Origin of the sequence: Clostridioides difficile ATCC 9689 = DSM 1296 (assembly GCF_001077535.1) — a bacterium.
In the GTDB taxonomy this organism is placed as follows: Bacteria; Bacillota; Clostridia; order Peptostreptococcales; family Peptostreptococcaceae; genus Clostridioides; species Clostridioides difficile.
The window spans coordinates 3,523,140-3,535,534 of the sequence record NZ_CP011968.1 but is presented as its reverse complement, the minus strand read 5'-3'; the positions used below and the strand labels follow the sequence as shown (position 1 = coordinate 3,535,534).

11 protein-coding genes are annotated in these 12,395 nt (G+C 25.6%); 5 read left to right on the top strand and 6 right to left on the bottom strand.

Features of this window, described 5'->3' with window-relative positions; translation table 11 throughout:
- Positions 1-5: 5 nt before the first annotated feature.
- The 5 genes from CDIF1296T_RS16435 to CDIF1296T_RS16415 form a co-directional block, all read right to left on the bottom strand.
- Positions 6-944 (bottom strand): AEC family transporter, encoded by a 939-nt coding sequence (locus CDIF1296T_RS16435; RefSeq protein ID WP_009898300.1) that lies wholly within the window; start codon positions 942-944, stop codon positions 6-8.
- Between the two features lie 110 nt (positions 945-1,054).
- The gene (locus CDIF1296T_RS16430) at positions 1,055-1,330 is read right to left on the bottom strand and encodes a VOC family protein (protein WP_009898298.1); all 276 of its coding nucleotides are present in this window, start codon (positions 1,328-1,330) and stop codon (positions 1,055-1,057) included.
- A gap of 668 nt (positions 1,331-1,998) precedes the next feature.
- Entirely contained in the window at positions 1,999-2,496 is a 498-nt protein-coding gene (locus tag CDIF1296T_RS16425; protein ID WP_003434976.1) for a YbhB/YbcL family Raf kinase inhibitor-like protein, read from the bottom strand.
- A 105-nt stretch (positions 2,497-2,601) separates the two neighbouring features.
- The gene (locus CDIF1296T_RS16420) at positions 2,602-2,964 is read right to left on the bottom strand and encodes a winged helix-turn-helix transcriptional regulator (RefSeq protein WP_009898297.1); all 363 of its coding nucleotides are present in this window, start codon (positions 2,962-2,964) and stop codon (positions 2,602-2,604) included.
- 17 nt (positions 2,965-2,981) lie between these two features.
- Positions 2,982-3,596 (bottom strand): HEAT repeat domain-containing protein, encoded by a 615-nt coding sequence (locus tag CDIF1296T_RS16415; RefSeq protein WP_009891568.1) that lies wholly within the window; start codon positions 3,594-3,596, stop codon positions 2,982-2,984.
- Between the two features lie 595 nt (positions 3,597-4,191).
- Here CDIF1296T_RS16415 and rnr point away from each other — a divergent pair.
- The 5 genes from rnr to CDIF1296T_RS16390 all read left to right on the top strand — a co-directional run bounded on the left by rnr (position 4,192) and on the right by CDIF1296T_RS16390 (position 11,344).
- Complete coding sequence (gene rnr / locus CDIF1296T_RS16410) at positions 4,192-6,327, top strand: ribonuclease R (RefSeq protein WP_003434984.1); 2,136 nt, start codon at positions 4,192-4,194, stop codon at positions 6,325-6,327.
- 1,264 nt (positions 6,328-7,591) lie between these two features.
- Positions 7,592-8,083: a YfbM family protein gene (locus CDIF1296T_RS16405; protein ID WP_009898291.1), complete on the top strand. Its 492-nt coding sequence runs from the start codon at positions 7,592-7,594 to the stop codon at positions 8,081-8,083.
- A 528-nt stretch (positions 8,084-8,611) separates the two neighbouring features.
- Complete coding sequence (locus CDIF1296T_RS16400; RefSeq protein ID WP_009898290.1) at positions 8,612-9,484, top strand: ABC transporter ATP-binding protein; 873 nt, start codon at positions 8,612-8,614, stop codon at positions 9,482-9,484.
- Entirely contained in the window at positions 9,481-10,770 is a 1,290-nt protein-coding gene (locus CDIF1296T_RS16395; RefSeq protein WP_009898289.1) for an ABC transporter permease, read from the top strand. Before CDIF1296T_RS16400 ends, CDIF1296T_RS16395 begins: the two co-directional genes overlap by 4 nt.
- Positions 10,700-11,344, top strand: coding sequence for a hypothetical protein (locus CDIF1296T_RS16390; RefSeq protein WP_009898288.1), 645 nt, complete (start codon positions 10,700-10,702; stop codon positions 11,342-11,344). Before CDIF1296T_RS16395 ends, CDIF1296T_RS16390 begins: the two co-directional genes overlap by 71 nt.
- A 266-nt stretch (positions 11,345-11,610) precedes the next feature.
- Here the strand turns inward: CDIF1296T_RS16390 and CDIF1296T_RS16385 are convergent, their stop codons facing one another.
- Entirely contained in the window at positions 11,611-12,075 is a 465-nt protein-coding gene (locus CDIF1296T_RS16385) for a GNAT family N-acetyltransferase (protein WP_009898287.1), read from the bottom strand.
- Positions 12,076-12,395: the final 320 nt, after the last annotated feature.

Sequence of the window (12,395 nt, the reverse complement as noted above, 5' to 3'; positions counted from 1 at the left end):
TATCATTAAATAAGATTATTCTGCTTTAAAATAAATATTATTAAAAATACTGTAATTATAGAAAATCCAGAAGTAAATACTACAATTTGTCCAGCTAATTCACTGTCAGAATCCATCTGTTGTGCCATTGTAAATGAAGAAACTGCAGTTGGAGCAGATAACATTATCATAAGTGAAGCTAATTCTACATTTCTAAATCCAAGAAAAATGCTAATTGGTAAAAATATAGCAGGTACAAGTATAAGTTTTCCACATACGCCCAATATAATGGGGTTTATATGCCCCTTTATAGCAGAAAAACTAAAAGAGCCACCTAGAATTATAAGTGATAAAGGAGTAGCTATTTTAGAAATATCACCAATAGTTTTGTGTAAAAATGTAGGTATATTAATATTTAAAATTAGCATTGTCAATCCTATAAAAGAGGCGATTATGAGTGGATTTGTTAAGACGCTTTTAATCATATGTTTTATATTTACTTTGCCACCTCTAAAAATTTCAAGAATTACAACAGATAATACATTAAACATAGGTACAATAACTGCAATTAATAAAGATGTGACTCCAATACTCTTATCGCCAAATAGTGAAATTGTCACAGGAATACCAAATATAACGAAATTGCTACGAAATACACCTTGTATTAATGCACCCCTTGTCTTATTATCTTTTTCAATTTTAGGAATAATAAAGACTAAGATTAAGAAGATTGAAAAAATAATTATAACAGCTACAGCCATAAGCCTAAAATTAAGAGAACCATCTAAATCTGTATTGTATATATTAAAAAATAATAATAATGGCAAGAAAGACTTGAAGCAGACATTATTCATTTTATTTAAAGTATGAGTATCAAATAGACCTAATTTTTTTAGAACATATCCAAGTGACATTGTGAGAAACAAAGGAAGAACAACATTTATTGATAGGATTAAATTTTCCAAGGTTTACTCTCCGTGATTCTATGATTTGATAATTCAATTAAATTTCCATTAGTTTTTTTCAAATAAATAGATTTCATATTACCAAAGACACCTGTACATTCTACAATTCCTCACTTAATTTGAATCTCATTTTGTTCTAAGTATTTTTTTGGCTCATCAATATTTGTGTTTATTTTAAAACATAAGTTATCTCTACTTGCTTTTGAATTTTTAACATAAGGTAAAAATTTATAACCTTTTATGTTAAGATTTATCTTAACATTTCTAGCATTAAGTTTATAATTTTTGCTCATTTCTTTAGATGAAAAACCAAATTTTTTATAAAAATTGATATAATTTTCTATATTATTATTAGTAATGACCACATGCTCTATTTTTTTTATCATGGCAACTCCTTAAGATTTTATATAAATTAGTTAAATTTATATAAGTTATTAAATTTTATATAGATTGATGATATTTATATAAATTATTAAATTTTATATAGATTGATAATATTTATATAAGTTATTAAATTTTATATAGATTGATGATATTTATATAAATTATTAAATTTTATATAGATTGATAATATTTATATAAGTTATTAAATTTTATATAGATTGATAATATTTATATAAGTTATTAAATTTTATATAGATTGATGATATTTATATAAATTATTAAATTTTATATAGATTGATAATATTTATATAAGTTATTAAATTTTATATAGGTTGATAATTTATATAAGCTATTGAATTTTATGCAGATTATTGTATTTCATTTAGATTATAAAACTTCATGTAGAGTTAATGAATTTAACATATATTATTAGTTATATTAATGCTTTTATTTTAATGAGTCTAATAATAATTCTAATAGAAATTGAAATAGATAAGTAAGTTTTAAGTTAAAATCAATTTATATAAATTGATAATAATCTAATAGAAATTAAAATACCAGTCAACTAAAATATATATTAAGATAAAGTGCAGAAAATATTCTAATAACAATTAAGCTAATCATCAATTAAATGTAGCATTTAATTAATGATTAGCTATAGTCAACCTAATTAATTAGAATAACTTCCTTTTAGTGTAAATGTATCTAAAACATGCCCTTCAATAGCTTTGAAAAATTCATTCATATAGAATCCTTTTTCAAGGTCAAGGATAGTATCAAGTGCAAATACATGTATTTCATAGACATGAGGTCTGTCTGGAGGAGCCATTCCACCATATACACTGGCCTCTAATCTGTCAAGACCTCCTAGTTTACCATGCCAACTAGTAGTCCCTTGTACAAAATCAGTAGCTGTTACACTTTCATTTTCATTTAACTCATCTTTTGTTATATTTACAGCTAACCAATGTATCCATGCAAACCCACATACAGGAACAGAGTCTTTATCTTCTAAAAATACAGCAAAGGATACTGTATTCTTTGGAGCATCTTCAAACTTTAGAGGTAGTGAATATGTAGGCATACCACCTTCATTGAACTGAGTTCCTCTTTTACCGTATTTATCTTCTATAACACCATTTACTATACCTGTACTAGTTACTTTCATAATAATTTACCTCCTATTATAATAAATTAATAGAATATATCTATAATTTAATTATATACCAGTTGAAAATAATGGTAAATTACTTACTTTTTTGTGGGTATCTATTTACTTTAAAACACCTTTTTCCTTAAGAATATCTTCCATACCATTATCCAACATAAAGCTAATTCCTATATCTTGCATTATAGCCAAAGCATCCAATATTTGTTTCCCTCGAATAGGTGTAAGTGAGTATTCAACTTTAAGTGGGTAACCTTCATATGTCTTTTTATCTACAAGACCAAATTCAATTAATTCTTTAAGTTGTTCAAGTAACATCTTTTGATTAATACCATTGATTTCCTTTTCAAGTTTTGATAAGGAAGTTGGTCCTATACGTAATCTCCATAATATAATAGATTTCCATTTGCCTTTTATCATATCATGTGTTAGTTCTAATGGGCAAGTATACTCATCACGAAGTTTCAAATAAGTTCACCTCCATTTTACTTTGCCAAGATACATTTTGAAGCAAGCTTATATACAAACTCAACTTTTTTATTTGATATATCCCATGAATCTAATTCTTTTTTTACTAAATCTGGATATTTTTTACTTATATCTCTAAGAGCATTACCTACAGACTTTCTCAAGTATTCGCTATCATCTTCTTTTAAACTAGAAAGTAGTGATATAGCAACGTCAGGATTAGATTTAAAATAGTCTCTACTAGTCCAAATTCGAAGACCTTCTGTCACAGCCCTTTTTATGTTTGGACTATCAGAATTAAGCCATTCTTTTATAACAGGAAGAGCCTTTTCATATCCTACTTCACTGCAATAATAATCAAATGATTTAGCTAGTATTTCTTGTACTCTCCAGTTTTCATCTTTACTCACATTATCTTTTAAAAATAACAAAGCTTCAGAAATAGTTACTGATATAAAACCAAGTATAAACACAGCCAATTCTCTTACTTGATAATATTCTGACCTATATAAGTAGATTGATAGATAATAACACTTTTTTGAGTCATTATTTTTTACAATTTTTTTAGCAATGTTTTCAATTTCTTTGAATCCATTTTCTATAGTAATAATTTTTGCAATTACTTCTTCCAATTTTATCTCCTCCAATAAATAGATTAGTTTAAATTTTATGTATTTATTTGTAAAAAAGTTTGTTTAATTTAGACAAAATAAAGACTTGTCAAAAAACGTTTGCAAGTCTTTAGTACTAGCATAAATAAAAAATAATAAAAAATCAACCTCATTTAACATATAAATTTACTTTTATTATAAGTTTTATATTATAAAGTTGTATTTAAAAAATTAATTGAGTTATATAAATTTTACATGATTTGAGTATACTAATAGAATAAATTATTATATAGTAATACTTATATGAGATGAATATTTTACCAATCCTATTTGATGGTGTATAATTAGGTGATAAAGAGTAATTTAAGCAATTATGATAAAGAATAACTTAAGTAATTATAATGATATTTACAAATAATTTATAAAACATCATAATTTGTTTGAAGTTAGTATGACAAAGCTTACATTAAATCAAAAATATAAATAAGTAATTTTAACTTGTAATAATAATAAGGAAATATAGAAAATTATGTGATAAGTAAAAAATGTTTTGTCTGAAGAAATATAAAAGACAATATAAATAATAATATAATGAAAAGTAAAACAGGAGGGAAAAATGATACCAGGACTTAAAGAAAGTTTGCTAGGATTAATAAATGAAAGTGCATATAATCCTCTAAAAAAAGAAGAATTAGCAGAAATATTTGATATACATTCATCAGAAATGCCAATGTTTTATAATTTTTTAAATGAATTAGAAGAAGATGGTTATATCTGCTTTACTAAAAAAGGAAAAATAGTATCTCCCAATCAAATGGGATACTTTGTTGGAAAATTTGTATCACACAAAAAGGGTTTTGGATTTGTAGAATCTGATGTTGAATATACACAGGATTTATTTATCTCAAGTGACAATATAAATGGTGCTATGCATAATGATAGAGTTATGGCAGAAATAGTAGTACCTGCAACTGAAGAAAAGAGAGCAGAAGGAAGAATAGTAAAAGTAATAAAGAGAGAAATAACTAGAATAGTAGGTACCTTCCAATCAAGTAAAACTTTTGGATTTGTAACACCAGACAACAAGAAATTTACTAAAGATATATATATACCTAAAAAACATTTTAGTGGAGCAGTAGATAATGATAAGGTAGTATGTGAAATTACAGTATGGCCACAAGAGGATAGAAAACCAGAAGGCAAAATTATAGAGATACTAGGTCAAAAAGGTGAAAGAGGCGTAGAAATAGATTCTATAATAAGAGAACATGGTCTTCCAGAAGAATTTCCAAAGAAAGTATTGCAAGAAGCAGAAGCTGTAGCTGTTGAGATTCCTCAAGAAGAGATAAAAAGAAGAAGAGATTTAAGAGATTTAAACATATTTACTATAGATGGAGATGACGCAAAAGACTTAGATGATGCCATATCAATAGAAGTATTACCTAATGGAAACTTCAAACTAGGAGTTCACATAGCTGATGTTACACATTATGTAAGAGAGAAAAATAAACTTGACAAGGAAGCCTTAAAAAGAGCTACATCAGTTTATTTAGTAGATAAAGTAATTCCAATGTTGCCAAAAACTCTTTCAAATGGAGTATGTAGCTTAAATCCATTTGAAGATAAGTTAACTCTTTCTATATTTATGGAAATAGACCATAAAGGAAATGTGGTTAAACATGAAATATGTGAATCTGTAATAAATTCAAAAGCTAGAATGACTTATACAGAAGTATCTGATATATTAGAAAAGGATGATGAAAAACTTAAAAAGACTTTTGAACATGTTGTTGAAGATTTTAAAAATGCTGAAATTTTAGCTAGGATTCTTATGTCAAGAAGGGAAAAAAGAGGAGCTATAGACTTCAATTTCCCAGAGGCAAAGATAATTCTAAATGGAAAAGGCGAAGTTGTAGATATAAAGCCATATGAAAGAAGAATATCTAATAAGATAATAGAAGAATTTATGCTTATAAGTAATGAGACAATTGCCGAACATTTTTACTGGATGGGAATACCGTTTGTGTATAGAATACATGAGACACCATCTTTGGAAAAAATGGAAGAATTGAGTAAGTTTATATCTACATTTGGATATATAATAAAAGGTGATAAAGAGGAAGTACATCCAAAAGCATTACAAGGTATAATAGAGAAAATAAAGGGCAAAAAAGAAGAAGGAGCTATCAGTACTATAATGCTTCGTTCTTTAAAACAAGCTAAGTACTCACCAGAATGTAGTGGACATTTTGGATTAGCAGCTAAATTCTACTGTCACTTTACTTCACCAATAAGAAGATATCCTGACCTTCAAATTCATAGAATAATAAAAGAATCTTTAAATAATAAAATAAGTGGAAAAAGACAAGAACAGCTTACTACTATAGTGGATTATGCATCTGTTCAATCATCCGAGAAAGAAAGAAAGGCAGAGTTAGCTGAAAGAGATGTACATGATTTCTATAAGGCTCTTTATATGAAGGATAAAGTTGGTCAAGAATTTGAGGGTGTTGTATCTAGCGTAACTTCATTTGGAATATTTGTTGAGTTAGATAATACTATAGAAGGGTTGATAAGACTTGCAAATATGAATGATGATTACTATATTTATGATGAGAGTTCTTATAGTGTTTTAGGAGAAAGAACTAAGAAGTCATATAAGATAGGAGACCTTGTTAAGATAAAGGTTGAAAGTGTTAATGTAGATTTTAAAGAAATTGACTTTGAGATAGTTGAAAAAATAGAGGAGTAGATAAAACAGCTAAAATAAGAGATAACAAGTTGTAGTATTTATGATATGTATAAATATATAGTGCACAATACTCTATAAAATAAATGATAAAAATAGGTAATTGAGAAATATCTAATGGAAATAGTTAACTGAAAGATAAATAATTAAGAAATATTTAATGAAAGTAGCTAATTGAAAAATAAGTAATTGAGAAATGTTTAATAGAAAGAGCTAACTGAAAGATAAGTAATTAAGAAACATTTAATAGAAAAAGCCAACTGAAAAATAAATAATTAAGAAATGTTTAATAGAAGTGGCTAATTGAAAAATAAATAATTAAGAAATGTTTAATAGAAGTGACTAATTGAAAAATAAGTAATTAAGAAATGCTTAATAGAAGTGGCTAATTGAAAAATAAGTAATTGAGAAATGCTTAATAGAAGTGGCTAATTGAAAAATAAGTAATTGAGAAATGCTTAATAGAAGTGGCTAATTGAAAAATAAGTAATTAAGAAATGTTTAATAGAAGTGGCTAATTGAAAAATAAATAATTAAGAAATGTTTAATAGAAGTGACTAATTGAAAAATAAGTAATTAAGAAATGCTTAATAGAAGTGGCTAATTGAAAAATAAGTAATTGAGAAACATTTAATAGAAAAAGCTAGCTGAAAGATAAGTAATTAAGAAATATTTAATGTAAACAGATAATTTAAAAATACCTAATTAAGAATAGATATTAAAAAATATAATTTCAATATAAAAATAAGTGTATCATTTAAAATTTAAGATACACTTATTTTTTATTTAAGATAACTTTTCTTTTTTAGAATTTATAACAATAGGTTAATATATTTATAATTAATGTAAAAATTATTTATATCTATTAAATCAAATTCTTACACATATAATTATTGGTATGCTTATTAACACTTCAGAAACTCTTATAGTTTAAAATTTAAATTTATTGTTATTTATTATTTAATTTGAGAACATGATTTATTTTTTATTTGAAGCTAATAAGTAGAGCATGATTCTACAGTATAATTTCTTAAATTTTTTTTAAAAGTAATAGTCCTTATTTATAGTCAATATTGCCTATAGAACTTCTGATTCATTTAATTTTTAGGAAAAAATAATAATACTTACGCTATAAACACAGAATTTTAGTTGATAATATAGGTATTTAAATTTAAGATGAAATAATACTTTTCTCAATATATTTTATTGTAACTAAGTTTAATTATAAGTTACAATTAAAAAAACGCTACTTAGGAGGAATGTAATTATGGGGATGATAGGATGTTATACTAAAATAAGTGAAGAGAATGTTTTTAAATTACAGCAATCAGAAGAAAATTTACAAGATTTTGTTTTTGAAGATGCCAACGAAAATAGTACTATCAATATTGATAAAGCATGGCATGCCATTCACTTTACTTTGACAGGTTGTCCTTTTGGTGGAGATGATGATAATATATTTAGCAAATTAGTACTAAGTGGAAACATACTTATGGAAATTGATGGAGAATTTCCTGTCATGTTGATTACAGCAAATGATGTAAAAAAACTATCAAAAGCAATGAACAGTTTGGAAGAACAAGCATTTAGAAAAAGATTTAATATTAATGAGATGTTAGAAAATAATATTTATCCTGTTATGAATGATGAGAGTGAAGATGATTTTTTTGAATATGTATGGGCAAATCTAATTGAGCTTAAAAAGTTTATACAAGAAGCATCTAATGATGGACTAGCTGTAATATTTTTTATAATGTGATAATTACTAAAAATTGTGAATATTAGTGTCATCACATATCTTAGATATGAAGCCTTTTGATTGTATAGAAGAAAATACATATTATATTAGCCTTTTAAAATATATAAGTTAAATTTAAATCTGTAGGTAAATTTGTCTTATGTCTTTATAAATATTTATATTAGCATATATAAATTAGTTTTAAATTTTTGCAATATATAGTTGCAGATATTTTTATTTATCTTAAAAGGCTAAATACCCTATCTTATTATATCCAGTAATTCTTTTGGATACTTATCACATTTTTCATTATATATAAAAATAGACTCACAAATAAAATAAATATATATTAAATTATAACTTCATAAACTTAAAAAATTTCAGAAACAAAGATACTTTAATTTAATTAAAAACAGAAAAATTAAAATCTTTAGAAAAAATTTAGAAATTTATAAATAATATCTTAAGTTTTAGAATTTATTATGAAAATACAGTAAAAATTTATAAAAATAAAATTCTATAAAATTGTTTCTGGGGGTGTATTTATATATGGAAATGAAAATAGCAGTATCCAATCTTAGCAAAAGATTTGGGAAAAAACAAGCACTTGATAATATAAATCTTGAAATCGACAGTGGTATGTTTGGTCTTTTAGGAAGAAATGGAGCAGGAAAAACCACATTTATGAGAATTTTAGCCACTTTATTATCAAAAACAGAAGGTTCAATACATATGTGTGGAGTTCCTATTGAGAATACTAAGGAAATTAGAAATATGGTTGGTTATTTGCCACAAGACTTTTCAATGTATCCTAACATGACAGTATATAAAGCAATGGATTATTTAGCAGTTTTATCGGATATACCACTAAGAAAAAGAAGAAAAATTATAGCAAAGTTATTAAGCAAAGTAAACCTTACTAATTATCAAAATGTGAAAGTAAAATCTTTATCTGGAGGTATGAATAGAAGGCTTGGGATAGCACAATCATTAATTCATAATCCCAGAGTTTTAATAGTAGATGAGCCGACAGCAGGTCTTGACCCAGAAGAACGTATAAGATTTAGAAATTTACTATGCGAAATTGCAAATGATAGAATCGTTATTTTATCTACACATATTGTTGGAGATATAGAAGCTACATGTGAAAACGTAGCTATATTGAATAGTGGAAAAGTCATATACAATGGCTCAACAGAAGCATTAGCAAAACTAGCTGAAGAGAAAGTATATAGTATTGAAGTAGATAAAAAAGATATTGAAAATATAAAAAGTAGATTTATAGTTATAGGAATGTTGACTCATGGTGGAAAGGCTATACTTAGGATTATATCAGATGATAAACCTTTTGAGACAGCAGTAAATTGTAATCCAACTATTGAAGATGGCTATATGCTTATAATGGGAGGAGATAATATATGAATCTATTTATAAAAGAATGTAAAAATATATTAAAGAGTATGATATATTATATTTTTATTGTAGTTTTAGTTTTTTTCTATATTTCTCAACTTGGAAGTTCAGTTTCAAATGATGTAAGTAAAAATATTCCTAATGATGGAAATCCATTAGTTGCTCCACAAAAAGTAGAGAATATTGAGGAATATTATTCTGTACACAATCAATATCCATATGGTCAAAAAGAATCTATGAAAACAGAAAAGGTCATTCCAAATGCAACTATAAACCTAATTAGAGAATATCAAAAAAACACATATACAACGTATCCAACAGGGGTAGTTAAGTATATAAAATTAGACCAAAATAAAACGAAGACCATAGAAAAATATATAGAAGAAATAACTGGTAAAAGTATTAGCGAAATAAATTCACTTTGGAAAACTGATGAAAGTATAAAAATAGATTATTCTAAAGTATCTCTTGAAAGATTTGAAGAAATAATGCAAAGAGTAGACGACATTTTAGGAGGAGGGTCTGCATATGCTTTTGACAAGTTACAAAGATTTGGAGTAGTTCCAGTTACCTATGATGAAGCTATGAAGAATTACAACTATACAATACAAAAAGATAAAGTTAGTAATGGGTATGCAAGAATTTTTTGCGATTATATAGGTATAGTTTTAAGTATATTTCCAGTATTTGTGGCAGTTTTTATGTCACTTAAAGATAAGCGTTCAAGAATGAGAGAGATTATTTATTCAAAACAAGTATCTTCATGCAAAATAGTTTTATCAAGATATTTTGCACTTGTCTTTATGATGATATTGCCTGTATTAATTTTAGGTATGAAAGATTTACTTCCTTTGATTTTCTTTGCTAAAGATAAAGGTATATCTATTGATAACTTAGCATTTATAAAATATACATTATGGTGGATACTACCAACTCTTATGATAGTTACCGCTGTAGGAATGAGTATTACTATATTAACAGATACACCAGTAGCAATTATTGTGCAATTAATTTGGTGGTTTTACAGTATAAATTCTACAGGACTCAAAGGTGATTATTCAACAATGGGGCTAATGATAAGACATAATAGTGTATTAAATGGAGATATTATTATACAAAACTTCAATCAAATTATAATTAATAGAATTGTGATAAGCTTGGGAGCATTGGTGCTTGTTTTGTTAGCTATATTCTTATATGAGCAAAAAAGAAGGGGGAATCTTGATGTTTGGGCAAAGTTTTCAAAACTGTTTAGTTCTAATAAAAGAAAACTTCAAATTAAGCACTTTAACTAATTTAATATGTTCAATTATATTGCTATGTATGATTCCTCTAATACAAGGAGTAGCTAATTTAGACAGAATTTCAACAGCTATATGTTTAGAAAATTATGTTGCAATAATAGGGGGAGTAATGTTGGTACCTGTATTTTCGCTAGAGCAATCAAAAGAAATTGATGAGATAGTATCTTCAAAAGCATTATCTCAAGTTATTGTACAATTAATTAGGATACTGATGTCAATTATAGGTATAGTGGTATTAATCATAGGTTTTGTAAATGTTTTAATATATCTTGGATGTAATTTTCCAGTAGTTGAGTATATTATTGGAAGTTTCGCATCAGCTATGTTTATAGGAAGTTTAGGAATGTTTTTCTCAAATTTATTTAATAATACAATCATAGGTTATATGATATCTATAGGATATTTAATTTTAAATATGATGACTAAAGGCAAGTATGTTGGAAAATTTTTTATAATGTCTATGAGTCAAGGTAGTTTTGATGAGAAATATTGGCTGATACTTGGAAGTGTTGTGTTGATAATTGCATCTCTCTTAATAAAACCAGTAAAAAGGAAGATTAGATAATAAAATGAGAGCTTAGATAAAATAAAGGTAATACAAATAAAAGGTACATTTATGAAATATAAATCTATTTTTATATACACAAACCTACTTACAATCTCTTTATGTATGTAGATAGATTTATATATCCGTAGTATAAAATATATATGTATACCAAATTTTATCAAAAGCTCTCAAATTTATATTTCAAAGACACTTATTGCTATGACCTACACATATGTATTTTTTTATTTTAATTGTTGTATTAACAATAAGACTATTGTTATAAACTATTGATACCTCATAACAAAAAATTCTCCATCTCCTAAATGCGTTTTCTGTACCTTAGTCTCAACTATTTTAAATCCTTGAGACTCATAACATTTTAAAGCTCTCATGTTCCAGGTTCTTACATTTAATACAATTGGTTTAGTACTATATTTATTTCTACATTCTTGTAATCCTAGGCCAATTATTTCTTTACCAATTCCCATTCCGCAATAATTCGGTTTCATACCAATACCAAAGAATACAGAGCTTCCTTCATCTAATAAGCTTATAAAACCTATCAATTCTTTATTGTCATTTATAAAACTTATAAAATTTTTTCTTTTATCTTCTTTTGCTAGTGAAAAATTCTTCTTTTTAATTTCCTCCCATGGAGGTAGATTGTATATTGAATATTTACCTTCATATTTCCAATTAGTAACTTCAATAGCATGTTCTTCAGTAAATTTAACTTTATTTAAATTCATATGTCCTCCTATTAAAATATTTAAGGTAATTAATGGTATTTTAAAGTTTTAGAAAATAAGTAAAACTATTTATATTTATCCATAAAATCTTTAAAAATTTTACTAACAATTCTTGTACCCTGTACTTTTTATTGGATTCACAGAAGACTATAAACTAATTTTGAATTACCTTCTAATTCAAAAACATCACGATATATATAATTTCTTAGCTTGATTAAATTCTGTTAAATCCGTTTCTTATAGTTGTATAATCAACATCAATATCTTTATGTGTATTAGTTAATTTATTGGCTTTAGGAACTTATTATTAATATATTGTA